The sequence below is a fragment of the Mesorhizobium sp. U510 genome (assembly GCF_059180695.1).
Genome location: NZ_CP180532.1, coordinates 2511936 through 2536207, shown reverse-complemented (window position 1 = coordinate 2536207; position 24272 = coordinate 2511936). Strand labels below are relative to the sequence as shown.

General features: G+C 62.9%; 18 protein-coding genes and 1 tRNA gene. 11 read left to right on the top strand and 8 right to left on the bottom strand.

The window, feature by feature from the left end; genetic code table 11:
- Positions 1 to 86 precede the first annotated feature (86 nt).
- From ACLGL5_RS13955 to apnL, 7 genes are all read left to right on the top strand, one after another.
- Positions 87 to 914, top strand: a complete 828-nt coding sequence (locus ACLGL5_RS13955; protein WP_027047227.1) for a phosphogluconate dehydrogenase C-terminal domain-containing protein — start codon at positions 87 to 89, stop codon at positions 912 to 914.
- A 289-nt stretch (positions 915 to 1203) separates the two neighbouring features.
- On the top strand, positions 1204 to 2145 hold the full coding sequence (locus ACLGL5_RS13950) for a D-ribose ABC transporter substrate-binding protein (protein ID WP_019860299.1): 942 nt from the start codon (positions 1204 to 1206) through the stop codon (positions 2143 to 2145).
- A 78-nt stretch (positions 2146 to 2223) separates the two neighbouring features.
- Positions 2224 to 2889 carry a DUF2291 family protein gene (locus ACLGL5_RS13945; protein WP_019860300.1) on the top strand — a complete coding sequence of 222 codons (666 nt, stop codon included), beginning with the start codon at positions 2224 to 2226 and terminating at the stop codon, positions 2887 to 2889.
- The gene (locus ACLGL5_RS13940; protein ID WP_019860301.1) at positions 2886 to 4457 is read left to right on the top strand and encodes a sugar ABC transporter ATP-binding protein; all 1572 of its coding nucleotides are present in this window, start codon (positions 2886 to 2888) and stop codon (positions 4455 to 4457) included. The genes ACLGL5_RS13945 and ACLGL5_RS13940 overlap by 4 nt, the downstream gene beginning before the upstream one ends.
- On the top strand, positions 4450 to 5514 hold the full coding sequence (locus tag ACLGL5_RS13935) for an ABC transporter permease (protein WP_038644660.1): 1065 nt from the start codon (positions 4450 to 4452) through the stop codon (positions 5512 to 5514). Before ACLGL5_RS13940 ends, ACLGL5_RS13935 begins: the two co-directional genes overlap by 8 nt.
- A 2-nt stretch (positions 5515 to 5516) precedes the next feature.
- The gene (locus ACLGL5_RS13930; RefSeq protein ID WP_069091320.1) at positions 5517 to 6551 is read left to right on the top strand and encodes a Gfo/Idh/MocA family protein; all 1035 of its coding nucleotides are present in this window, start codon (positions 5517 to 5519) and stop codon (positions 6549 to 6551) included.
- Positions 6548 to 8386, top strand: a complete 1839-nt coding sequence (gene apnL, locus ACLGL5_RS13925; protein ID WP_069091319.1) for a D-apionate lactonase — start codon at positions 6548 to 6550, stop codon at positions 8384 to 8386. Before ACLGL5_RS13930 ends, apnL begins: the two co-directional genes overlap by 4 nt.
- Positions 8387 to 8392: 6 nt before the next feature.
- On the opposite strand, the gene ACLGL5_RS13920 is transcribed toward apnL, so the two are convergent.
- Positions 8393 to 9106: a transcriptional regulator NanR gene (locus tag ACLGL5_RS13920; RefSeq protein ID WP_019860305.1), complete on the bottom strand. Its 714-nt coding sequence runs from the start codon at positions 9104 to 9106 to the stop codon at positions 8393 to 8395.
- Between the two features lie 183 nt (positions 9107 to 9289).
- Between ACLGL5_RS13920 and oiaX the strand changes: the two genes are divergently transcribed.
- Together oiaX and ACLGL5_RS13910 are read left to right on the top strand one after the other, a co-directional pair.
- Positions 9290 to 10540, top strand: coding sequence for a 3-oxo-isoapionate-4-phosphate decarboxylase OiaX (gene oiaX / locus ACLGL5_RS13915; protein WP_069091318.1), 1251 nt, complete (start codon positions 9290 to 9292; stop codon positions 10538 to 10540).
- 4 nt (positions 10541 to 10544) lie between these two features.
- Positions 10545 to 11873 (top strand): four-carbon acid sugar kinase family protein, encoded by a 1329-nt coding sequence (locus tag ACLGL5_RS13910; protein ID WP_069091317.1) that lies wholly within the window; start codon positions 10545 to 10547, stop codon positions 11871 to 11873.
- Positions 11874 to 12131: 258 nt separating this feature from the next.
- Here ACLGL5_RS13910 and ACLGL5_RS13905 read toward each other — a convergent pair whose 3' ends face one another.
- The 5 genes from ACLGL5_RS13905 to ACLGL5_RS13885 form a co-directional block, all read right to left on the bottom strand.
- Complete coding sequence (locus ACLGL5_RS13905) at positions 12132 to 13196, bottom strand: ABC transporter ATP-binding protein (RefSeq protein WP_019860311.1); 1065 nt, start codon at positions 13194 to 13196, stop codon at positions 12132 to 12134.
- Positions 13197 to 13212: 16 nt separating this feature from the next.
- Complete coding sequence (locus ACLGL5_RS13900) at positions 13213 to 14730, bottom strand: DUF5060 domain-containing protein (protein WP_069091316.1); 1518 nt, start codon at positions 14728 to 14730, stop codon at positions 13213 to 13215.
- An 18-nt stretch (positions 14731 to 14748) separates the two neighbouring features.
- The gene (locus ACLGL5_RS13895) at positions 14749 to 15615 is read right to left on the bottom strand and encodes a carbohydrate ABC transporter permease (RefSeq protein ID WP_051726721.1); all 867 of its coding nucleotides are present in this window, start codon (positions 15613 to 15615) and stop codon (positions 14749 to 14751) included.
- A complete protein-coding gene (locus ACLGL5_RS13890) occupies positions 15612 to 16565 on the bottom strand; it encodes a carbohydrate ABC transporter permease (protein ID WP_019860315.1) in 954 nt (317 codons plus the stop codon). Before ACLGL5_RS13890 ends, ACLGL5_RS13895 begins: the two co-directional genes overlap by 4 nt.
- An 85-nt stretch (positions 16566 to 16650) precedes the next feature.
- Positions 16651 to 17895 carry an ABC transporter substrate-binding protein gene (locus ACLGL5_RS13885; RefSeq protein ID WP_069091315.1) on the bottom strand — a complete coding sequence of 415 codons (1245 nt, stop codon included), beginning with the start codon at positions 17893 to 17895 and terminating at the stop codon, positions 16651 to 16653.
- A gap of 263 nt (positions 17896 to 18158) precedes the next feature.
- On the opposite strand from ACLGL5_RS13885, the gene ACLGL5_RS13880 reads away from it, so the two are divergent.
- Complete coding sequence (locus tag ACLGL5_RS13880; protein ID WP_171903262.1) at positions 18159 to 18563, top strand: ABC transporter permease family protein; 405 nt, start codon at positions 18159 to 18161, stop codon at positions 18561 to 18563.
- Positions 18564 to 18828: 265 nt separating this feature from the next.
- On the opposite strand, the gene ACLGL5_RS13875 is transcribed toward ACLGL5_RS13880, so the two are convergent.
- Positions 18829 to 18905 (bottom strand) — tRNA-His (locus ACLGL5_RS13875).
- 355 nt (positions 18906 to 19260) lie between these two features.
- Positions 19261 to 19719 (bottom strand): phasin, encoded by a 459-nt coding sequence (locus ACLGL5_RS13870; protein ID WP_019860319.1) that lies wholly within the window; start codon positions 19717 to 19719, stop codon positions 19261 to 19263.
- A gap of 250 nt (positions 19720 to 19969) precedes the next feature.
- On the opposite strand from ACLGL5_RS13870, the gene ACLGL5_RS13865 reads away from it, so the two are divergent.
- A complete protein-coding gene (locus ACLGL5_RS13865; protein WP_069091313.1) occupies positions 19970 to 23971 on the top strand; it encodes a PAS domain S-box protein in 4002 nt (1333 codons plus the stop codon).
- The last annotated feature ends 301 nt before the right edge of the window (positions 23972 to 24272 follow it).

Here is a 24272-nt window from a genome sequence, read left to right as displayed (position 1 = left end):
CTTGCCAAATTATGGTAGAGTGATCATACCAGTATATAAGATGACGATCGCTGATGATCGCCCCAGGGTTCAAGGAGCAAAGCCAGATGACAACGATTGCGCTTTTTGGTGCGGGCGGGAAAATGGGCTACCGCCTGTCGACCAATTTTCGCGGATCGGACTACACGATCCGCCATGTCGAGATCAGCGAGGCCGGCAAGGAGCGGCTGAAAACCGGTCTGGGCGTCGATGCGGTCGGCGTCGATGAGGCGCTCAATGGTGCTGAGGTCGTGATCCTGGCGGTGCCGGACACACATATCGGCAAGGTCGCCGCCAGCATCGAAAGCAAGCTGGCCCCTGGCACGATGGTGATCGTGCTCGATGCTGCGGCGCCCTTTGCTGGGCATCTGCCCGATCGTCCCGACCTTACCTATTTTGTGACCCATCCCTGCCATCCGCCGATCTTCAACGACGAGACCGAGATGACCGCCAAGAAGGACTTCTTCGGAGGCGTCGCGGCCAAGCAGCATTTCGTCAGCGCGCTGATGCAAGGGCCGGAGGAAGACTACGCCAAGGGCGAGAGGATCGCCCAGATCATCTGGGCACCGGTGATGCGCTCGCACCGCGTCACGGTCGAGCACATGGCCCTGCTCGAGCCAGGCCTTTCGGAAACGGTGTGCGCCTCGCTGCTCGTCGTCATGAAGGAGGCCCTCGACGAGGTCGTGGCGCGCGGCGTCGACCGGCAGGCCGCGCTCGATTTCCTGCTCGGCCACATGAATGTGCTCGGCGCCGTCATCTTCGGCGAGACCAAGGGTGTGTTCTCGGATGCCTGCAACAAGGCCATCGAGTTCGGCAAGCCGGTGCTGATGCGCGACGACTGGAAGCGCGTCTTCGAACCGGAAGAAATCGCCGCCAGCATCCAGCGGATCACGTGAAACGCGCCTTCCCTTCTCCCCTTGCGGGAGACGGACGAAACATCGATCACTCATATACAGATCATCTGAAATAGTGGTTGACTCATCATACCAGTTGGCTAAGCTGGCCGCGAACTCGGATCAAACAAGGTTTGCTGGGAAACCTGGACGAGTGGAGGACGGCGGGGAGCAACGATCCGTTCAGGAGGAGCAGGCACGCGGCTCTTGAACCCGGCGCCATCCGCAGCCTGACCAATTCAATGCATCAGCCTTGCTCGATCAAGGCACGAGCTTTCAAAGGGAGGACTTCATGAAACTTACTCGCAGAATGACGCTTGCGGCTTTCGCCGGCGTGTTGGCACTTGGCACGGCGGCACCGGCCTTCGCGGCCGACCTCATCGCCATCATTACCCCCTCGCACGACAATCCGTTCTTCAAGGCGGAGGCCGTCGGCGCCGAGGCAAAGGCCAAGGAGCTCGGCTACGAAGCGCTGGTGCTGGTGCATGACGACGACGCCAACAAGCAGTCCGAACTCATCGACACGGCGATCGGCCGTGGCGCCAAGGCGATCATCCTCGACAATGCCGGCGCCGACGCCACCGTCGCCGCGGTGCAGAAGGCCAAGGACGCCGGCATCCCCTCCTTCCTGATCGACCGCGAGATCAACGCCACGGGCGTCGCCGTGGCGCAAATCGTCTCCAACAATTACCAGGGCGCCCAGCTCGGCGCGCAGGAGTTCGTCAAGCTGATGGGCGAGAAGGGTAACTTCGTCGAACTGGTCGGCAAGGAATCCGACACCAATGCCGGCATCCGCTCCAAGGGCTATCACGACGTCATCAACGACTATCCAGACCTGAAGATGGTTGCGCAGCAATCGGCCAATTGGAGCCAGACCGAGGCCTATGCCAAGATGGAATCGATCCTGCAGGCCAATCCCGACATCAAGGGCGTGATCTCCGGCAACGACACGATGGCGATGGGTGCCTATGCGGCGCTCGCCGCGGCGAACCGCAAGGACGTCATTGTCGTCGGCTTCGATGGCTCCAACGACGTGCGCGACTCCATCACATCAGGCGGCATCAAGGCCACGGTGCTGCAGCCGGCCTTCGCCCAGGCGCAGATGGCAGTTGAACAGGCCAACGACTTCATCAAGAACAAGAAGTCGCCCGAGAAGGAAAAGCAGTTGATGGACTGCGTGCTTGTCAATGGTGACAACGCCGCCAAACTGGAAACCTTCGCGCTGAAGAACTGAACCTGTGCAACGCAAACAGCGGGGGGCGAACTCAGGGTTCGTCCCTCGCCTTCATTTCACCGGGATGCTTTGACCGCAATGTTGAACAAGCCGATCTGGCCGATTAAGTCGACTTGGCCGATCCTTGCGCTGGCCGCCGGCATCGGCCTCAGCGCCTGCAAGATCCTGCCGACGCCATCAGCGCAAGGCAGTGCAGGCGACGCGTCAGGCTTCAACCCGGACAAGATGGTCGAGGAGATCTGGGCCTCCAAGGTCATCCCGTATCTGCAGCAAAAGGCCGGGCCGTTTGCCGAGGTCCATGCTCTGGCGAAGACCGATCCGGCGGCGGCCGGCGCCAAATACGGCAATCCCAAGAAGCAGGCGAATTCGCCATGGACTTTCGCGGTCCGCGTCGAAGGCAAGATCATCGCCGCCAACACACAGTCGCGCGCGGGCACGATGGATATCGACGTCGACGGCGACGGCAAGGCGGATGCGCGCGTGCAGATCGGGCCGGCGGTGCGCGGCACGGCGCTGCGCGACAGCCTGGATTTCGTCCAGTTCAACGATTTCACCAACCAGATCGACTTTGCCCAGTTCGGCAAGGCGTTCAATGCCTATGCCGACAAGACCGTGCTGTCCAAGCTGCCGCGCGAGGCGCTGGAGGGCCGCACCGCCAAGGTGCTTGGCGCCTACACGATCGAAGGCGGCCAGGATCTGCCATTGGTGACCCCGGCGGAGGCTGAGATCGGGCCTAAGCCATGACCACGGCGCCCAGTTACGACGTCATCCTGAAGCTGGAAGACGTCTCGAAAGTCTATGCCGGCACCGTGGCGGTCAAGCAGGCCAATTTCGAGGTGCGCAAGGGCGCGGTCAATGTGCTCGTCGGCGAAAACGGCGCCGGCAAATCGACGCTGATGAAGATCATCGCCGGGGTCGAGCAGCCGACGGCCGGCCGCATTCTGCTCGACGGCAACGAGGTCTCCTTCTCATCCTCCGGTGACGCGGTGAACCGCGGCATCGGCATGGTGTTCCAGGAGTTGAACCTGTTCGGCAACATGACGGTCGCCGAGAACATTTTCGCCACGCGCGAGATCACCAACCGGTTTCGCAAGATTGACCGCAAGGCGCAGGAGCGGCGGGCTGGCGAATTTCTCGATCGGCTCGAAGCCGGTATCCGGCCGGACATGCTGGTCGAGGATCTGCGTATCGGCCAGCAGCAGTTGGTCGAGATCGCCAAGGCTGTCTCGCTCGACGCGCGCATCCTGATCATGGACGAGCCGACCTCGGCGCTGAGCGCGGCGGAAGTCGAGATCCTGTTCAAGGTGATCGCCGACCTCAAGGCGCACGGCGTGGCGATCGTCTACATCTCGCACCGGTTGGAGGAGCTCATCCGCATCGGCGACTACATCACCGTTTTGCGCGACGGCCGCATCACCGGCCAGGAGGAGATGAGAGACGTCGACACGCAGTGGATCGTGCGGCAGATGATCGGCTCGGACGCCAAGGATTTCGCCAAGGCCGACGGCCATGTTCCCGGCGAGGAGGTGTTCCGCGCCGAAGACATCTGCCTGCCGCGTGTCACCGGCGGACTGGCGGTCGACCACGTCTCACTGTCGCTGCGCGCCGGCGAGATCCTGGGCATCTACGGACTGATGGGCGCCGGACGCAGTGAGTTGTTCGACTGCATCATGGGCCGCCACGGCCATGCCAGCGGCAAGATCTTCATCGACGGAAAACAGATCAGGGAACGCGACACGACGCGGCGCATACGGCGCGGGCTGGCGCTGATCCCGGAAGACCGCCAACGCGAAGGCCTGGTGTCGATCCTCTCGGTCGCCAGCAATCTGACGCTGGCCAGCCTGTCGCGCTTCGTGCGCCTGTTCCACATAAGAGGCGGCGCCGAGCGGCAGGCTGTCTCGCAGATGGTGCGGGAGCTCTCGATCAAGGTCGCAGACCCGGCACAGGAAGTCTCTTCGCTTTCCGGCGGCAACCAGCAGAAGGTGGTGATCGGCAAGGCGCTGCTCACCGGACCGAAGGTGCTTTTGATGGACGAGCCGAGCCGCGGCATCGATGTCGGCGCCAAGGCCGACGTCTTCCGCACCATGCGCAAGCTGTCGCGCGATGGGCTGGGCATCCTCTTCGCCACTTCCGATCTCGACGAGGTGATGGCGCTGTCCGACCGGATCGCGGTGATGAGCAATGGCAGACTGACCGGCATGTTCGACCGCGCCGAGGCGAGCGAGGCCGCGATCGTCGCCGCATCGGCGTTCGGCCATGGCCCCGCCCCGCACATCTTGCCCCAGAATTTGGAGAGCAACACTGATGACTGACATTCCGGCCAGGGCAGCCCCCTCTTCGGTCTCCAGCGGCTCAGCGCTGCTGACGCTGATGAAGCTCAGGACCTTCATTGCGCTGATCGCCGTGCTGGTGTTCTTCTCCATCGCGGCGCCGAATTTCCTGTCGGCCGCCAATCTGATCCTGATGGCCAAGCATGTGGCGCTCAATGCCTTCCTCGCCATGGGCATGACCTTTGTCATCATCACCGGCGGCATCGACCTTTCGGTCGGCTCGATCGTCGGCCTGTGCGGCATGGTGGCCGGCTATCTCGTGCTCAACGGCATCGATCTGCAGATCGGCTACACCATCTATTTCAACGTGGTCGAGATCGCCTTGATCACCCTGGCGGTCGGCATAGCGATCGGCGCCGTCAACGGACTGCTGATCACCAGGCTCAACGTCGCGCCCTTCATCGCCACGCTCGGCGTGCTTTATGTAGCGCGCGGCCTGGCGCTGCTGTCGTCCGACGGCCGCACTTTCCCCAATCTGGTCGGCAAACCGGAACTTGGCACCACCGGCTTCGGCTTCCTCGGCGCCGGCCGGCTCATCGGCCTGCCGGTGTCGATCTGGATCCTGATCGTGGTAGCGCTGGGCGCGGCCTATCTCGCCCGGTACACGCCGCTCGGCCGCCACATCTTCGCCGTCGGCGGCAACGAGCGCGCGGCGCGCATTTCGGGCGTACGCGTCAACATGGTCAAGATGTTCGTCTACATGTTCTCCGGCTTCTGCGCGGCGATCGTCGGCCTGATCATCTCGTCGGAGCTGATGGCCTCGCATCCGGCGACCGGCGAAAGCTTCGAGTTGAACGCCATCGCCGCGGCGGTGCTTGGCGGCACCTCGATGTCGGGCGGCCGCGGCACGATCGGCGGCACCATCGTCGGCGCCTTCGTCATCGGCATCCTGTCGGACGGGCTGGTGATGATGGGCGTAAGCTCCTTCTGGCAGATGGTGATCAAGGGTCTGGTCATCATCGTCGCCGTCGTCGTCGACCAGGCGCAGCGCCGGCTTCAGCAGCGTGTCACCCTGATGCAGATGGCAAAGGCGGGTTGATCATGGCGACTTTGAGTGGAGCGCTGATCGGTTGCGGCTTCTTCGCCGTCAATCAGATGCATGCCTGGCGCGACATCGACGGCGCCTCGATCGTCGCCATCTGCGACCGCGACCCGGAGCGGCTCAGGATCGTCGGCGACCAGTTCGGCGTGGCGAAGCGCTACACCGATGCAGCGGCGCTGTTTTCGGCCGAGACGCTCGACTTCGTCGACATCGCCACCACCGTCGGCAGTCATCGGCCGCTGGTCGAGATGGCGGCCGCCCACCGCGTCCCGGTGATCTGCCAGAAACCGTTCGCGCCGACGCTCGCCGACGCCAAGGCGATGGTCGCGGCCTGCGCCAAGGCCGGCGTGCCGCTGATGGTGCATGAGAACTTCCGCTGGCAGTCACCGATCCAGGCGGTGCGCGCGGTGCTCGACAGCGGTGAGATCGGCACGCCCTTCTTCGGGCGCATCTCCTTCCGCTCCGCCTATGACGTGTTTTCCGGTCAGCCTTATCTGGCGACGGGAAAGCGCTTCATCATCGAGGATCTCGGCATCCACATCCTCGACATTGCGCGTTTTCTCCTCGGCGATGTGTCGAGCCTCACTGCCCGTACCGCGCGCATCAACCCGGCCATCGCCGGCGAGGATGTCGCCACCATGCTGATGGATCACGAGAGCGGCGCCATTTCAGTGGTCGATTGCAGCTATGCCACCCGACTTGCGGCGGAGCCGTTTCCCGAAACGCTGATCGAGATCGACGGAAGCGACGGCACGCTCCGGCTGGCGCAGGGCTACCAGCTCACCGTCACCGGCAAGAGCGGTACGATGGTCAGGGATATTTCGCCGACGCTGCTGCCCTGGGCCTCGCGGCCATGGCACAACATCCAGGAAAGCGTGCTGGCGATCCAGCGGCACTGGGTCGACTGCCTTGCATCAGGCAAGGAGCCGGCGACCGCGGGCGCCGATAACCTCAAGACATTCGCGCTGGTCGAGGCCGCCTATGCCGGCGCCGCGAGCCGGGAACCGGTGCGCATCGACGACCTGCTGAAATGACCTGGGATCGCTTCCTCCTTTGCGGCACGAGCGCGGCGGAGACCGAACCGGTCCGGTTGACCGCCGGTCCGCTCAACGCCGATTTCGTCAACGGCAATCTGCGCATGATCCGCCACGGCGGCACGGAGGTGCTGCGCGCCATCGCCTATGTCGTGCGCGACCGCGACTGGGGCACCTATGAGCCAGCGCTGACGGACTTGACCATCGACCAGGGTGCCGATGCTTTCTCCGTCAGCTACGCGGCAAGCTGCACCGGGCCTGGCGGAAGCCGGCTCGCCTTCCGCGCCACCATCAAAGGCTCTTCTGATGGGCAGCTGGTCTTCGACGTCAGCGCCCTGCCCGACAGCGACTTCGAGACCAACCGCTGCGGCTTCTGCATCCTGCATCCGATCGCCGGCCTCGCCGGCAGCCCCGTGACGGTCGAGCACACGGATGGCAGCGTTGTGGCGACGAAACTGCCTGACCTGATCGACCCGTGGCAGCCTTTCAAGGATTTGCGCGCCATCACGCATGAAGTGCGGCCCGGCGTCACCGCGCAATGCCGCATGGAAGGCGACGTCTTCGAAATGGAGGACCAGCGCAACTGGTCCGATGCGTCCTACAAGACCTATGTGCGGCCGCTGGCGCTGCCGTGGCCCTATGTGCTGCCGGCCGGCGAGACCAACCGCCAGACGATCAGCCTGCGCATTGCCAGTGACGACAACACACCGGCCACCATCGAGGCATCCGGTCCGATCCGTGTGACGCTCGGCGACCCCGGTCCGGCGCTGCCGGATGTCGGCATGATCATCCACCCCGGCGATGTCGAGACGGCGTTGGCGAACCTCGCCACCCTGTCCGTGCTCGGCCCGCAACAATTGCTGTTTCACTACGATCCGACGCGCGGCCATGGGCTCGATACCTTGCGCTCCTTCGCCCGGGTCGCCGCTGCCTATCCCGCCCTTACAACGCTCGAATGCGTGGTCGCCTGCAGCGGCGATCTCGATGCTGAACTCGCAGAGGTCGCCGACACGGTGCGCCGGGCAAATCTGCGGCTCGACGCCATCGCGGTTTCGCCCTCTGTCGATCGGCAATCGACGCCGCCGGGCAGTGCCTGGCCGCCCTGCCCGCCGCTGGAAGATGTCTACGCCGCAGCGCGCCGCGCCTTCCCGGATATCCGTCTTGGCGGCGGTATGTTCAGCTATTTCACTGAGCTGAACCGCAAGCGCGTTCCGGCCGGGCTGCTCGATTTCGTGACCCATTGCACCTGCCCGATCGTACACGCCGCCGACGATCTCAGCGTCATGCAGTCGCTCGAGGCGTTGCCGTTCATTACCCGCTCGGTGCGGGCGATCTTCGGCGACAAGCCCTACCGGATCGGGCCGTCGACCATTGCCATGCGGCAGAACCCTTATGGCGGCGCCACCAAGGACAACCCGCAGGGACAACGCATCGCCATGGCGAACCGCGATCCGCGCCAGAATGGCCAGTTCGCCGCCGCCTGGACCATCGGCTATGCTGCGCGTGTCGCGCCGGTCGGTCTGGAGATGCTGACGCTGTCCGCCTTCACCGGGCCATTCGGCGTGCTGGCGGCATCCGGGGAACCCGTTGCGGAAAGGTCACCCCGGCCGATCTTCCAGGCCATCAAGGGGCTTTGCGAACTGGCCGGCCTTAAACACGTCGCGGCCAAAACGAGCGACGAGACCCGGGTACTGGCGCTGGCCGGGCGCTCATCCTCGGGCAAGACGGTCGTGTGGCTGACGAACCTGACGGCAAGCGACGTGGCGGTCGACCTTTCGGAGTTTGGCCGCGACCGTATTGTGATGACACCCTACGCGATCGCGCGGATCGGCTGAATCAGATTACTTTTCAGAATTCATCACATAGAGGGCGCGCGAGCGCTCCAGATGCTTGATCATCGCCTTCTCGGCGCCATCGGTATCTTTCTTCTCGATGCGTCCGATGATCTCTTCGTGCTCGGTCAGCGTGAACTGTTCCTTGCCGGTCCAGATCAGCATTTCGGTGTGATACTCCTTCAGCCAGCCCAGCATCGCCTCGCTGACAGCGACATAGATCGGGTTGCCGGAGATCGCAGCGATCTGCGTATGAAACTTCATGTCGGCCGATATAAAAGCTTCGGAGTCGCCGCTGAAGCCGCGCTGTTCGGCAAGGGTTGCGCGCAGCAGCTTAATATTCTCGGCGGTGGCCTTTTCGGCGGCTTCCCTGACCATGCCACGCTCGAAGAAGATGCGCGCGGTCTTGAGATGCTCCAGCGTGTCCTTCGATGACGACAGGATGATCTTGGCCGCGCTATCGACCTGTTTGATTATCGACTTGGCGGTCAGTTGCAGCACCTTGGCGCGCTCGCCATGCGAGATCGCCACGAGGCCCATATTGCTCAGCGCCTGCATCGCCTCGCGGATCGCCGGACGGCCGACCTCGAAACGCTCCATCAATTCACGCTCCGACGGCATATCGTCGCCCGGCATCAATTCGCCGCTGGTAATCAGGCGCTTCAGCCGCAAGAAGACCTCGTCGGAAAGCTTGCGCCGGACAATCGGTTCCGAACGGTTCATCGTCGCGAATCACTCCCTTGACCCGGCCCTATCTAACACTGCCGCCACAATTCGCGGAAATGCCGGCTGTCGACCTCGCAAACCTTCCAGCCGGATATGTCTTGCAATACTTATGTACTCATTATACCAGATTTCGAACACCGGTGAACCTTTTTCGAACGCCTGGGCTTGAGACAGCAGACTATGATCACCCTCACCTATCGCATCGAAACGTCCGAAAGCATCGAGGCCTTGGCAGCCAAGATCGCCAGCGACCAGTCGACTGGCACCTTCGTAGCGCTGCCCGGCGAGACCGAGGAACTGAAGGCCCGGGTGGCGGCGCGTGTCCTGGCGATCCGGCATCTACCCGAAGCCTTGCAGCCCTCCATTCCGGAAGCCGGCAATGGACCGTTTAAGCGCGCCGATGTCGACATCGGCTTTCCCTTCGACGCTATCGGCACGGACCTGTCAGCGCTAATGACCATCGCCATCGGCGGCACCTATTCGATCAAAGGCCTGTCGGGCATCCGCATTGTCGACATGAAGCTGCCTGATGACTATCGCGGCGCCCATCCCGGCCCACAGTTCGGCGTTGCCGGCAGCCGCAAGCTGACCGGCGTCGAGGGACGCCCGATCATCGGCACCATCGTCAAGCCGGCGCTGGGCTTGCGGCCGCATGAGACGGCCGCGATGGTGGGTGAACTGATTGCAGCCGGCGTCGATTTCATCAAGGACGACGAGAAGTTGATGAGCCCGACCTATTCGCCGCTGGCCGAGCGGGTGAAGGAGATCATGCCGCTCATCCTCGATTACGAGCAGAAGACCGGCAAAAAGGTGATGTACGCCTTCGGTATCTCGCATGCCGATCCCGACGTGATGATGCGCAACCATGATCTGGTGCTCGAGGCCGGCGGCAATTGCGCCGTGGTCAACATCAACTCCATCGGCTTCGGCGGCATGGCCTACTTGAGAAAGCGCTCCAGCCTGGTGCTGCACGCCCACCGCAACGGCTGGGACATCCTCACCCGCCATCCGGGGCTCGGCATGGATTTCAAGGTGTGGCAGCAGTTCTGGCGGCTGCTTGGCGTCGACCAGTTCCAGATCAACGGCATCACCTCGAAATACTGGGAGCCGGACGACTCCTTCATCCGCTCCTTCGAGGCAGTGACGACGCCGATCTTTTCGCCTGACGATTGCGCGCTGCCGGTCGCAGGTTCCGGCCAGTGGGGCGGACAGGCGCCCGAGACCTACCAACGAACCGGCCGCACGGTCGATCTGCTCTATCTCTGCGGCGGCGGCATCGTCAGCCATCCGGACGGGCCAGGCGCCGGCGTGCGCGCCGTCCAGCAAGCCTGGCAAGCGGCAGTCGACGGCATCCCGCTGGCGAAATTCGCCCTGAAGCATCCCGAGCTGGCACGGTCGATCGAAAAGTTCGGCGACGGCAAGGCGGCCTGACGTCATGCAGCACCTCCTGCTCAGCTACTATGGCGACGACCTCACCGGCTCGACCGACGTCATGGAAGCGCTCGAGCTCGGCGGCGTGCCGACCGTGCTGTTCATGCGTCAACCCGACCAGCAGCTGCTAGGGCGGTTTTCGCATTGCCGTGCCATGGGGCTGGCCGGTACGAGCCGCAGCGAGACGCCGCAATGGATGGACGAAAATCTGGCGCCGGCCTTCGAATGGCTAAGCCGGCTGCAAGCGACGGTTTGCCATTACAAGATCTGCTCGACCTTCGATTCCAGCCCGGCGATCGGCAGCATTGGCCGCGCCATCGAGATCGGCCGGCGTGTCTTCAACCAGAAGAGCGTGCCGTTGGTTGTCGGGGCTCCCCAGCTCAAGCGATACACGGCGTTCGGCAACCTCTTCGCGGCATTTCGCGGTAGCTATTTCCGCATCGATCGCCACCCGGTCATGAGCCGGCATCCGGTGACGCCGATGAAGGAGGCTGATCTCCTCATCCACCTCCATCGGCAGACCGATCTCGGTTCCGGCCTTGTCGACCTGACGGCGTTGCAGGCGGATGATCTTTCGCAGACGGTCGACCAGGCTCTTCAGGACAAGGAAATCGTCCTGTTCGACGTCGAAAGCCGCCAGACGCAGGCACGCGTCGGCGAGCAGATCTGGCGGATTTGCGAACAAGGCTATGGTTTCGTCGTCGGATCCTCGGGCGTCGAATATGCGCTGCTCGCCGAATGGGCCGGCAAGGGCATCGCCGCGGGGCACGCGTCCTTCGCGCCACCCGGTCCGGTGGACCGGCTCGCCGTGGTCTCGGGCAGTGTGTCGCCAACCACAGAGAAGCAGATCCGCTTCGCGCTCGCCCATGGGTTCGACGGCATCCAGATCGATGCCATGCAGTTGGTCTCGGACAGCGCCGGCGGAGCGATCGAACGTGCCGTAGCGAGCGGCCTGGCGAGTCTCACGGCAGGGCGCAGCGTCATCCTCTACACCGCCCTTGGTCCCCAGGCCGATCGCAGTGCCGAGATCGACCATATTGAAGGTGCGCGAAACCGGCTCGGCCGGGCGCTGGGCGACATTCTGCGCCAGCTGGTCGTCGAGCAGAAACTCAGGCGCGCGGTCGTCGCCGGCGGAGACACCTCCAGCCATGCGCTGGGACAGTTGTCCATCGACGCACTGACCGTGCGCATGCCATTGCCGCAATCACCGGGTTCGCCGCTCTGCCTTGCCCATGGCGGCGGCGAGGTCGACGGCCTCGAAATCGCGCTGAAGGGCGGCCAGGTCGGATCCGATCGCTATTTTAGCGCAATTCGCGACGGCCTCGGAGATTGACGGGATTGCCTAGCGGCAAATAGCGTCACGGCGGCTCGCGGCGTTCCGGGGCAAAAGACGGGAAAGCGCCGTGGTCAGCACCGCGATGTCGAGCGCCGCCGTTGATCACTAGCCCGGCAACACTGGCGGCATCGACCGCACTGTCAGCACTTCACCCCAGAAGCCCGCGACGCCCCCCTGTCGCTACGACGAGCACGCCGCCGCGTCGCTGGCAGAACCACCCCTCGAACATCCCGGACGGCCTATCGCCAAACATCATCAGATACGGCTTCCCGACGCCGGATCGAAGAAATGCACGGCCGACTTTCGTACGGAAAGCATGACGGTCTCATCCGGCTTCAAAGTGACGCGTTCGCGCAGCACGCAGACGAGTTCATGGCCCGCCATTTCGACCGAAAGATGCGTCTCGGCGCCCGTCGGCTCGACGACGATCACCTTCGCCGCGGCGCCGGTTTCGCTGTCGATATGAATGTCCTCCGGACGCACGCCCAGCACTAGGCGCCGTCCGGAGGCGCCGGGGGGAATGGCTGACAGCGGGATGATTGATCCGTCGTCCAGTTCGAGGCCGGGATGCGGGTCGTCGCGCACCGTTCCTTCGATGAAATTCATCGCCGGCGATCCAAGGAAGCCGGCGACGAACATGTTGACCGGGCGGTCATAGAGTTGGAGCGGGCTTCCAACCTGCTCGATCCTGCCGCCGTTGAGCACCACGATCTTGTCGGCCATCGTCATGGCCTCGATCTGGTCGTGGGTGACATAGACGATGGTCGATTTGAGCCGCTGGTGCAGCGCCTTGATCTCGGTGCGCATCTGCACGCGCAGCTTGGCGTCGAGGTTGGACAGCGGTTCGTCGAACAGGAACACCTTGGGATCGCGCACGATGGCGCGGCCCATGGCGACGCGTTGGCGCTGGCCGCCGGATAACTGGCGCGGATAACGCGCGAGCAGCGGCTGCAGCCCCAGGATCGATGCCGCCGTATCTACCTTTTCCTTGATCTCGGCTTTCCTGGCGCCAGCGAGTTCGAGGGCGAAACCCATATTCTGCGCAACGGTCATCTGCGGATAGAGCGCATAGTTCTGGAACACCATGGCGATGTCCCGTTCCTTTGGCTGGAGATGGTTGACCACCCGGTCGCCGATCGAAATCTCTCCGCCCGAGATCGTTTCGAGCCCGGCGATCATGCGCAGCAGCGTCGATTTTCCACAGCCCGAAGGGCCGACCAGAATGACAAATTCACCGTCCTCGATGTCGACGCTGACCCCATGGATCACGGGGGTCGCACCATAGGACTTCTTCACGTCGACAATCTGGACAGAAGACATCTTGTAACCCCGTTTACTAGCGCCGTGGCCTGACGCGGATGGCTTGGTAGGGCTTGCCGGGTAACTCGACCCCGAAAGCAGCGTCCGCCTTGCCCCCGCGCACGACCGAGCCATGACGTGTTGGATGCGGAATTGGCGCCGCCACTTTCGTGGCGGGCGTCACGGTCATCTTCCAGGCATCGATCACATCGACGTCGTAGTCGCCATCTTCGAGCGGTAGGCCGGTAGACCAGATGACCGGCTGATGCTCGCCGAGATAGATGTAGCGAAGATCGCCCTCGCTGGCGCCGGAGACCCGGCTCCACGGCCAGGCACTGTTGTGGCCCATCGGCTCCAACCCATTGCTGACGTCCTCTTCGATGAGGTCGCGCAGGAAGCCGATCCGCTTCCACGCCTCGCCGTGAAGCCGGCCGCCCTTGGCCCACCAGATCAGATCCTGGGGGTGCATGTAGGTTTCGCCATGCCCGGCATAGCCGCCGCGCATGACGGTGAGCCAGAAGCGGTGCACCAGTTCTTCGGCACTAATGTTGCCCCATGGGAAGACGATGTTGCCTTCATATTCAGGTTCGTCGTTTACGACCGGCTTGCCGTAGGCGTCGCGCCATTCGGGCGTGCGTTTCACATCCCAGTTCTGGATGCAGACATGGCTGACCCACGGTTTGCGGTGGTCGAAATTCATCGACTGCTCGCCATTGTGGATCGATTTCAGATGTTGGTAGGGGTCGTTTTCCTCGAGGATATGGAAGTAGCGGTCCCACTGCGCCATCGGCTTGGTGTCAAGCAGGAAGTCGTACTCGTTGGCCAGCGACCACCAGACGTTGCGGTACGCGGCAAGCCGTGCTGCGAGGTAGGCGACATAACGGAAATCCTGGGCCGCGCTCATGTTGGCGTAGCCCCAACGGTCATAGGGATGGAAGATGATGATGTCGGCCTCGATGCCGAGATCGCGCAACGCGCCGACCTGCGCCTCGAAATGGCGGAACGCCAGAGGGTTCGGCCGGTCGAAATCTTCCTTGCCGTCCGGCCCGGCCTCGAAGATCGCGTGCAGCGCCGCATTGACGTTGAAGGGATAGTCTTTCGGGAAGACACCCATGCGCAGCTTGTTGAAGCGCGCATTCTTCAAGGTCGCCAGCGTCTCGGCCTGCATGTCGAGCGGCTGGTGCGTCCAGGCATAGCAAGTGGTGCCGAACGGGAAGTAGGGCGTGCCATCGGCATAGGCGAAATGGAATTTGTTGCGCACGCGCACCGGACCGTGGTTGCCCGCGGACGGTGCGGTTGCCTCGAAGGCGCCGCTCTTGCCCGCCAGCGACGGGATGTTGGAGTGCGTGACATAGCTCCAGCTGCCTTCATTGTCCGGCATGAAACGGATGCGGTAGGTGCCGTCGCCATCGTAAAAGCCTGGAACCGCGATGCTGCGGTTCGCTTGCGAAAAGCTAGCGGACAACTCGATCTCGACGAAGGGGTTGCTATCCGCGGGGCCCTTCAGTGCGATCTCGAATATGTCCCATTTCTCGACTGTCGTGCCGTCGGCCATGCGTGGTTCCTTGCGTTGCTATTCCTTGACCGCGCCTGAGGTCAGCCCCGAGACGAAGTAGCGCTGGAAGATGAGGTAGACGATCGCCGCCGGCAGCACCGTCATCACGATCGCCGCGTTGAGCTGGCCGTAGTCGCGGGCGAACTGGCTCTGGAACGACATCAGGCCGAGCGGCAACGTCCAGCGATCCGGATCCTGCAGGATGACCAGCGCCATGGCGAACTCGTTCCAGGTGGCGACGAAGTCGAGGATCAGCAGCGCCGCAAGCACCGGCAGCGACACCGGCAGGAAGATACGCCGGAATACGGTGAAATGCGACGCACCGTCGATAAGCGCCGCCTCGCTGAGCTCCTTGGGCACCTCCTTGAAGAAGCCATGCAGGATGAAGACCTGGTAAGGGACGCCGAAGGCGAGATAAGGCAGGATGATGCCGACATAGGTGTTGATCAGCCCGAAGCTGTTCACCTGCTTGAAGATCGGCGCCAGCATCACCTGGAACGGGATCATCGTGCCAAACACGATGGCAAGGAAGACCACCTTGTGTCCCCAGACCTGGATGCGGCTCAGCGAATAGGCGGCCATGGCCGATATCATCAGCCCGAGCGGCACCTTGATGACGGTGATGATGGTACTGTTGACGACCGTTGTGCCGAAATCGCCGCGCCGCCAGGCATTGGTGAAATTCTCCCAGGCGAGGCTGGTGGGCGGAGAGAATGCGCCGGTCCCCATCACCGTGGCGTTCGATTTCAGCGACGTGAAGAGGATGAAGATGAACGGAGCGATCCAGACCACGGCGACGATGATCAGCGCGATCCACAATGCCACCAGCAGCGGATCCACCCGCTCCGCGCCGGCCTGGCGAAAGGGGCTGGCCACGCCGCTCATTGATAGGCCTCCTGCCGCTTGAGCGTCCAGCGCAGATAGGGGATGACGATGGCAACGGTGATGAGCAAGAGTACGACGGAGATGGCGCTGCCACGGCCGAAGTCACCGAGTTGCATGGCTTGCGTATAGGCCCACATGGCGAGCATCTGCGTCGATTGCGCCGGTCCGCCGCCGGTCATCCCGTAGACGATGTCGAAGGCTTTCAGCGAGTTGATCAGCGACAGGATCAGGACGATGGTTATGGTGGGCCTCAGCGCCGGCAGTGTCACATAGCGGAACAGCTGGAAGCGTCCTGCGCCATCGATGCGGGCGGCTTCGACCAGCGTCTGCGAGACGCCTTGCAGCCCGGCCAGGAACAACACCATCGAGAAGCCCGCGACCTCCCAGACATAGCCTATGAAGACCGAATAGAGCGCGACGTTGCGGTCGCCCAGCCAATCCTGGATCAGGTTGGGCCATCCGGCCGCGGAGAGCAAACTGTTGAACAACCCGAAGAAAGGGTCGAACATCCAGCGCCACATGGTTGCCACGGCGATCGGCGCTATGATCACGGGCATGTAGAACAGGGCGCGCAGCGGCGAGCGGCCAGGGATGTTCTGGTTCAGGCCAAGCGCCAGCCCAAAGCCGATCAGCGGCGGGAAGATGACCGACAGGAAAGTCCAGATCAGCGTGTTCTTGAAGGCGACCCAGAACACCGGATCGTCGTGCAGCACGTAGCGGTAGTTGTCGAGCCCCACCCAATGCTTGTCCGCGTTCAGTCCATTCCATTTCATGAAGCTGAGCTGGATGACGTCGATCATCGGATAGAAGGCAAAGACTGCGTAGGCCAGCACCGCGGGCGCCAACAGCATCAATCCCTGCAGGGTCGGATCCTGCAGTTTTCGGCGAAGCTGGCCTGACCGGGCAGGCATTCGCGCATGGCGATCGGCGGCGGAAATGTTCACGGCCATGTATCGTCCCAGGAGCGGTGCAAGAGAATCGGCTGGCCGGCCCCGGCCTGCGGCTTGTCGGGGCCGGCCATCGCGAGGTTCAATATCAGCTGCGGTTGCCGATGAATTTCTGCAGCTCGGCGGCTGCCGCCTTGGGATCGAGAGTGTCGCTAGCAACCTCGTTGATCACCCGGAAATATTCGGTGGTGACGTCGAGCGGGAAGGCCTGGTCGCCATTGACGAACGTCGACGGGAACTTGCCGAAGATCTCGATCCATTTCTGGTCGAGCGGTTCGGCGCTCGTGTACTTGACGTTCTTGTTGACCGAGATCGAACCGAAATCGCCAAGGTGCTTTTGCTGCACGTCGGTGGATTCGAGATAGTTCAGGAACTTGGCGGCGATGTCGGGAACTTTGCTCTTGGTCGAAATGTAGTTGTACTCGGCGAAGCCGTAGAGGCGGTCAGTACCGGTCGGGAATGGGAACAGACCAAAATCCGCAGTGCGGTTTTCGCCCTTAAGCTGACCCACCAGCCAGTCGCCTTCAAGCATCATGGCGGCTCGACCGCCGAGGAAGAGATTGAACGACTGCGCCTGATCGATCCCCATGAACGGCTTCAGCGTGTAATTCGATGTCCATTTGTGGAACTCCTCGAAGGAGGCCGTGGCGCAGGCCTCGTCTGCCCAGCTCACCTGCATCCCCATCAGACGGTCATGCTTCTCGACCCCGCATTTGGTTTCCAGGATCATGTCCATGAGACGCATGACGTGCCAGTTGACGGTTCCGCCAAAGGTGATTGCCGGGATGCCGGCGGCTTTCAGCTTCTCGGCGTCCGCGACAAGTTCATCATAGGTCGCCGGGGCCGTGGTGATGCCGGCCTTCTCGAACAACGCCTTGTTGTAATAGAGCGCCTCGCCGTGGAATGTGTAGGGCACGCCGTGCCTGCCACCCTCATACTGCTTGGAGAAGGAAAGCGCCGGTGAGAGCAGTTCATCGTCCCATTTGTATTCGGCGTAGTATTTGTCGAGCGGCAGGCTGAGTCCCGCCTTGACGAATTCGCCGCCAAGGCCAAGGCCGCCCCACATGAAATAGATGTCCGGTCCCTGTTCGGAACCTGAGGCGACCCGCAGCGCCGACTTGTGTTCATCGGTGCCGCGGCCTTCCACCTTGATGGTGACACCAGGATTGGCAGCCTCGAATTCCTTGACGATGTCAGCCCATGCCTTGTTGGCGGAATCATTGGCGAAGGTCAGGGTCCAGACCTTGACCTCTTGCGCGGACGCCGCGCTGGCGACCACCATGGCGATGGCGCCAAAAAGCGCTACGCGCCGAAGTTTCCTCGATGTCTGCATAGTCTCCTCCCTTGACCGTGTACCCGCATCCGCCGAGCCCTGACCAACCTTAGCGGCAACCATCATCATGTCAACTGGTATGATGAGATGAAGAGCAGAGTTGTTTGGCCAGGGCTTTCCCCGAACCGGCGGACCGGCGCATGCTGGTCGTACCTTTCCTTCGCCGACTGCGTGCGCCTCGTCGCTGCATTTCTCACCGCGCCGCGCGGCCACACGATCTCCTTCGGCATCTCGGTTGCCCTCAGCCATCGCGGAGCTTTCTTTTGCAATTCGCCAAGCGGATTCGACATCCCGCCTTGCTGCGGCTTCCGCTTCCTTGGGATTACGTGACCGGATGGCTTGGCCTGTCGAAAACACGGATCATGATTTCCGTCCTTCTCCCGCAGGCTTTCAGGTCGGCGCTGCCGGCGATCGGCGGTCAGAACATCCTGCTGTTGAAGGGAACTGCCCTGGCCTCGACGATCACCGTCTTCGAACTTATGGGGGCGGCCAACCTCGTTCGCGCAGACCTTTCGGGTTTACGAGCCTCTGTTCGCCGCGGCTCTTGGATATTTCTTGCTCGCGGCATTGATCACGGTTGGTTTCGGTTTTTTCGAGAGACGACTTGTTCGACGGTATCGAGTGGCACCGGTTCGGGTCACCTGTTTATTCCACACAGGGTTCACTGAATCCGTCATTCGCTTCGGCCAGCCATGGCAGCGAAGCCGGAACTGGTGGTTCGATGGGTGGGGGAAAGGCGGTAGCGCTCTCCCGCCATCATCCCCCACGAGCAGAGAGCCATCCCTATTTGCAGGTCGCAGCCGCCGATAAGCGCCCGAACCGAACGCCGGCCTTCATTGCACCAGGAAAGTCCGCCCACCCACAAGGCAGGCTACATTCCACGGCCTTGCAGGAAACCCTTCAGCAAAACCAATAACTTGTCGGAGATGCCGATGGTACCGTTGGCTGGGATCGAACCAGCGACCTCCGGATCCACAATCCGGCGCTCTAACCAGCTGAGCTACAACGGCACATTTGCCTGAGCAGAATCTCTTCGGGAACTCGTCCTAAGCGATCCGCTCTGTCGTTCGGCGATGCGTCCATACGGGCTTATGGATTTTAATTCAAGGCTTTTGCGAAGCAAAGACCACTTCCCCACATGTGCCGCAACGGCGGCGGTTTCGCAGGGCAAAGAAAAAGGCCGGCGGGAGGAGGTGCCGGCCTTTTCCTGTTACGAGCCAGCGGGAGGAGGAGCTGGCTGGTCACCCCGGGGAGCAGAGGGAGGAGGTTCCACTCGCCGGGTATTTCTTGATGGCTACCATCATACGCCTGATCGTTTTTAAGAAAATGCGACCTTTTGTTGCATCCTCAGATCATGCGCAAATATTAGGCAGCCTTGATGTCCTTGATCGCCTTCTCGAAGGCGGTCTTGATCGGCTTGGAGACGTCTTCCGCCGCCTTGGAGGCAACAGCCTGGAAGTCCTTGGCCTGCTCGACCGTCAACTCGACGCGCTTGCGCAGGAAGGCGGTCTGCAGCTCGACGACTTCCGACAGCGACTTGGCGCCGATCAGGGCTTCGAGATGCGAGAAGCCGGCTTCGGCGTTGGCGCGCAGCGCCGCGATGGTCTTGAGCGACAGGTCGCTGGAAACAGTCTTGGCGGTCTCGTAGGTCGACTCCAGAGCCTTCTGGGTCTCCTCGGCGCCGGTCTTGAGCTTGGCATAGGCCTCTTTCGACTGCTCAACGCCCTTTTCGGCGAAGGCACGGATCTGGTCGGTGGCCTTGGAAGCGTCGAAGCTCGGGAATTCAACGTTTTCGATCGTCTCGGCAGTTTTGGTCCTGGACATTTTCCATCCTTTTCAGCGGCAGCGGCTTTGACGGAAAGCCGTCTCGTTCAGTTATAATGGCAATATAAAGGCAAATTTTGTGCATTGCAATATCTTTGTTGCAGTGCACCATAAATTTCTTTCCGGCCGTTAACCAAAAGCCCAGAAACCAGCCTTTGCACGTTCTGGCTTGTGGACCTTCGCGGCTGCGGCTTTTATTAACAAAGCGTTAACTGCAAATTTCGCCGCTCCGTGAGGGTTCGCCAAGCGCATGCCGTCCGAATATTCCTTCCTCGACGTGGCCGTGCTCGACGCGGTGCGCCAGCGTTTTGCCGCCGGCGACGCGATCGCGATCCTGTCGGTGGATCTGGAGCAGGTAATCTGGGCCAATGGGCCGGGCGCCGCCGTGTTCGGCTATCCCGACATCGAGGCGATCATCGGGGCCTCGGCACAGCTGCCGCTGATCGCCCGCCGCCAGATCATGGCGACCAGCGGCTTTCCCGAGATCGGCAGCGATCGCGGCATCACCGTCAGGTTGGCGACCGGCATGACCAGCAGGACCGTCGGCTTCCAGGCAAATGCCGTGACGCTGCCCGACGGCGAGAAGGCGATCATGCTGGCGGTGCCGGCGGCGCAGACAGGCTCGCGCGGAGCCGCCGAAATCGCCAGCCGGGCGATCAGCGGCTTCACCGAAGACGGCCATTTCATCGCCTTCATCGACGCCGGGGGCAATGTCGAGGCCGCGTCGGACGGCTTTTCGAAGCTCGGCATTCAGCCCGCGACGCTGGCCGCCCTGGTCGCCGATGTGGCCGCCGAGGGCGAACGCATCGTCAAGCGCCTCGTTCCGGGCGGCAACACCTCCTACCCCGCCGGGCTCGCGCGGCTGACGCCGGAGCGGCATCTCCTGGTTGTGATCGATGAGGATCAGCTCGAGGACAATGCGTCTATCTCAGAGGCTTCGGCAGAAGCCGCCCATAAGGTAACGGAAAGCACCGCCGCAAAACCCGCTCATCAGGACAATCAACCGACGGCGGATGTTTCGCAGGCGGAGGCCGTCGAACGGTCAACTGGCACTGCCGAGATCGAGCCCGAGCCCGCCCCTTCCAAGCCGGCCGCTGAAGATCGGCCGGAACGGGCAACGCAAGAGATTTCGGAGCCGACCGGGCCAACACCGGTTGCCGCCGACAACGATCAGCCGACAGCGGGCGGCACGCCGCCACAGCACGATCACTGGTACTTCAATGTCGGCGAGGATGACGCGCGACCCGCACCTGCCGCGCCAGAAGCGAATAATGCGGTCCAAGCGACCGGCGCCGAGGCTCCCGTGGACAGCGCGAAGGAGAGCAAGCCCGCCTCCCCGGCAGCCCAGACCATGCCCCCAGTTCGGACAATAGACCGCTCGGCAGCGCCGCTGCGCTTCGTCTGGCGCACCGACGCCGAAGGCAAGTTCAGCGCACTGTCGCCGGAATTCGCCGACATTGTCGGCAAGCCGGCGGCCGACGTGATTGGCCGGCGCTTCAGGGATGTCGCAGCGGCCTTCGGCCTTGACGCATCCGGCGAGATCGCCGGCCTGCTGGAGCGGCGCGATACATGGTCCGGCCGCTCCGTGCTGTGGCCAGTCGTCGGCACCGACCTGAAGATCCCCGTCGACCTGGCGGCTTTGCCTGTCTATGGCCGCAGCCGCGCCTTCGAAGGTTTTCGCGGCTTCGGCGTTGCCCGGACCGGCGATGCGATCGTCGATCCGGAAGCCATCGGCATGGCCCTGGTGCCCAATGGCGAGCAGCCGGCTACGCCGGAACCGGAAGCCGTCGAACCTCCCGCTGAAGAGCCGAAGGCGGACGAGTCGAAGGCCGAGGAACCAGATGCAGCGGACCCGTTCAAGGGCGAGGTGCCCGCGCTGACCATCGTGCCGAAACAGGAACGGCGCTTTGCCGACAAGGTCATCCGCCTGGCCGAACACCGGCAGCCGGCCAACGACAAGGGGCTGTCGACGCTGGAACGCAGCGCCTTCCGTGAGATCGGCGAGCGGCTGAAGAAGGACAGTGCGCCGGCCGAGCCGCCGGAAGCCGACAAGCCCGGCATCGAAAGCCCGCCGAAACCGGAGCCCGGCACACCGGCTGAGCCAGCGGCTGAAACAGCCGTGGAGGCCCCGGCCGCCAAGACGGAAACTCCGATCGAGGCGGTCTCCGATGTTGCGTCGACGCCAGACGCCGCCCCGGATCAGGCGCCGGCCGAGACCGGCGAAATCCCGGTGGCGGAACCGGAGAGCGACGCGGTACCGGCCGAGCCATCCGAGACCGACGCCGAGGACGAGGCGGATCTCGCACGGCTCGACGGCGCTCATCCCGACGACGTGGTTCGCCAGGAGGATAGTGACACGCCGGCCGGCGCGACAGGCTCGCTGCTCAGCTATGCCGAGGCGAGCCCCGTCGCGGACAATGACGAGCCCACGGCCTCTGAACCGGTCCCCACAGAATCGGAAAGTGCCGAGCCCGCCGCAATCGACGATGAACCGGCAGTTGCAGAGGCCGGACATGTCGGGACCGACGACGATGACAGCATGACGTCAGCCGATTTTCGCGATGCCGAGGACAGTGAGGACTGGGTCGACGGCGCGAAAACCGCTGCCGCCGATGAGCAGGCCGCAACATTCAGCGGTGAAACCGCCAAAGCGGCCAACGCCGTCGGGAGCCCGGCCGAACGGCCGCGCCTGAAAGTGCCGCCGCTCAAGACCGAAGGGATCGTGCCGTCGGCCTTTTCCGTCGGTGACGAAAGCAAGACTCCAGACACTTCGCTGCTCGGCAAGCTGCCGGTGCCGCTGCTCATCCATTCGGGCGATCAGTTGCATTATGCCAACGAGGAGTTCCTCGACCTGACCGGTTACGACACGCTCGATGACCTCGAGGATGCCGGTGGCCTCGGTGCGCTGTTTGCCGATCCCTATGCCGATGACGGCGCCTCCGAAGGTAGCGACCAGGCGTTGCGGCTGAAGACACGCGATGGCCAGGAATTCCCGATCGACGCCATCCTGCGCTCCGTTCCCTGGCGTGACGGCAAGGCGCTGATGCTGGTCGTGCGCCGTTCCGGTGATGATGACGCGCCCGCAGCCCTGCACTTGGTCGGCGAAGAGCCGACGCAACCCGACATTTCCGAGCTCAAGGCCCGCATCGCCGAGATGCGCACCATCATCGACACCGCCACCGACGGCGTCGTGCTGATCGGCAGCGACGGCACCATCCGCTCGATCAGCCGTCCGGCCGAAGCGCTGTTCGGTTTCGACAGTGACGAGGTGACCGGCAAGCCCTTCGCCTCGCTGTTTGCCATCGAAAGCCAGCGCGCGGCGCGCGACTATCTCGCCGGGCTTTCCGAACCCGGCGTGGCGAGCGTCATGAATGACGGCCGCGAGGTGATCGGGCGCGAGGCGCAAGGGCGCTTCATCCCGCTGTTCATGACAATCGGCCGGCTGCCCAATGACAGCGGCTTTTGTGCCGTCGTGCGCGACATCACGCAATGGAAGCGAGCCGAGGAAGATCTCACCCAGGCGCGCGCGGTGGCCGAACGGGCATCCTCGCAGAAGACCGATTTCCTTGCCCGCATCAGCCACGAGATCCGCACGCCGCTCAATGCGATCATCGGCTTTTCCGAATTGATGGTCGACGAGAAGTTCGGGCCGGTCGCCAATGACCGCTACCGCGACTATCTGCGAGACATCAATCGCTCGGGCAACCATGTGCTCGACCTGGTCAACGACCTGCTCGACATCTCGAAGATCGAGGCCGGCCAGCAGGAAATGGCCTATGAGGCGGTCTCGCTCAACGACACGCTGGCCGAGACCGTGGCGATGATGCAGCCGCAGGCCAACCGCGAACGCGTCATCATCCGCTCCAGCTTCGCCTCGCGGCTGCCGGAGGTGGTGGCCGATTTGCGCAGCGTGCGCCAGATCGCGCTCAACATCCTGTCCAACGCCATCCGCTACACCCAGGCCGGCGGCCAGGTGATCGTCTCGACCGCCTATGAGACTTCAGGCGACGTCGTCATGCGGGTGCGCGACACCGGCATCGGCATGAGCCAGGCCGAGATCGAACAGGCGCTCAAGCCGTTCAAGCAGATCAACGCGCTGAAGCGCGGTCGCGGCGACGGCACCGGCCTTGGCCTGCCGTTGACCAAGGCGATGGTGGAAGCCAACCGCGCCCGCTTCACCATCAATTCGACGCCCGGCGAAGGCACGCTGGTCGAGGTTGCGTTTCCTTCGACCCGAGTGCTGGCGGAGTAGAGCAATTCCAAGAAAAGTGTCAGCGGTTTTCCCGGGAGAAGCGCGTAGCGCTTTTCCCTTGGGAATTGCGTCAAAACAATGAGTTAGAGCGGTTCGCCGTTTCCGTGAAATGGCGAACCGCTCTAACAAGCCCAAAAGAAAAGGCGCCCTGGAGGACGCCTTAAGAGATGGGATTGCTGTCACAACGGGGGCTTGAGCGAATTCAGATCCTCCGGGGGCTGAGGAACGGGATTTCTCCCTCAAGTTACATGCGACTATCGGGGCCGGGCCTTAACAAGTCCTTACCGGCTCGCCGAAAAAT

What these genes read in the sequence shown, in the direction of transcription:
- ACLGL5_RS13955 (WP_027047227.1), top strand. Translation starts at nt 87, where the DNA reads ATGACAACGATTGCGCTTTTTGGTGCGGGCGGGAAAATGGGCTACCGC.
- ACLGL5_RS13950 (WP_019860299.1), top strand. Translation starts at nt 1,204, where the DNA reads ATGAAACTTACTCGCAGAATGACGCTTGCGGCTTTCGCCGGCGTGTTG.
- ACLGL5_RS13945 (WP_019860300.1), top strand. Translation starts at nt 2,224, where the DNA reads ATGTTGAACAAGCCGATCTGGCCGATTAAGTCGACTTGGCCGATCCTT.
- ACLGL5_RS13940 (WP_019860301.1), top strand. Translation starts at nt 2,886, where the DNA reads ATGACCACGGCGCCCAGTTACGACGTCATCCTGAAGCTGGAAGACGTC.
- ACLGL5_RS13935 (WP_038644660.1), top strand. Translation starts at nt 4,450, where the DNA reads ATGACTGACATTCCGGCCAGGGCAGCCCCCTCTTCGGTCTCCAGCGGC.
- ACLGL5_RS13930 (WP_069091320.1), top strand. Translation starts at nt 5,517, where the DNA reads ATGGCGACTTTGAGTGGAGCGCTGATCGGTTGCGGCTTCTTCGCCGTC.
- apnL (WP_069091319.1), top strand. Translation starts at nt 6,548, where the DNA reads ATGACCTGGGATCGCTTCCTCCTTTGCGGCACGAGCGCGGCGGAGACC.
- ACLGL5_RS13920 (WP_019860305.1), bottom strand. Translation starts at nt 9,106, where the DNA reads ATGAACCGTTCGGAACCGATTGTCCGGCGCAAGCTTTCCGACGAGGTC.
- oiaX (WP_069091318.1), top strand. Translation starts at nt 9,290, where the DNA reads ATGATCACCCTCACCTATCGCATCGAAACGTCCGAAAGCATCGAGGCC.
- ACLGL5_RS13910 (WP_069091317.1), top strand. Translation starts at nt 10,545, where the DNA reads ATGCAGCACCTCCTGCTCAGCTACTATGGCGACGACCTCACCGGCTCG.
- ACLGL5_RS13905 (WP_019860311.1), bottom strand. Translation starts at nt 13,196, where the DNA reads ATGTCTTCTGTCCAGATTGTCGACGTGAAGAAGTCCTATGGTGCGACC.
- ACLGL5_RS13900 (WP_069091316.1), bottom strand. Translation starts at nt 14,730, where the DNA reads ATGGCCGACGGCACGACAGTCGAGAAATGGGACATATTCGAGATCGCA.
- ACLGL5_RS13895 (WP_051726721.1), bottom strand. Translation starts at nt 15,615, where the DNA reads ATGAGCGGCGTGGCCAGCCCCTTTCGCCAGGCCGGCGCGGAGCGGGTG.
- ACLGL5_RS13890 (WP_019860315.1), bottom strand. Translation starts at nt 16,565, where the DNA reads ATGGCCGTGAACATTTCCGCCGCCGATCGCCATGCGCGAATGCCTGCC.
- ACLGL5_RS13885 (WP_069091315.1), bottom strand. Translation starts at nt 17,895, where the DNA reads ATGCAGACATCGAGGAAACTTCGGCGCGTAGCGCTTTTTGGCGCCATC.
- ACLGL5_RS13870 (WP_019860319.1), bottom strand. Translation starts at nt 19,719, where the DNA reads ATGTCCAGGACCAAAACTGCCGAGACGATCGAAAACGTTGAATTCCCG.
- ACLGL5_RS13865 (WP_069091313.1), top strand. Translation starts at nt 19,970, where the DNA reads ATGCCGTCCGAATATTCCTTCCTCGACGTGGCCGTGCTCGACGCGGTG.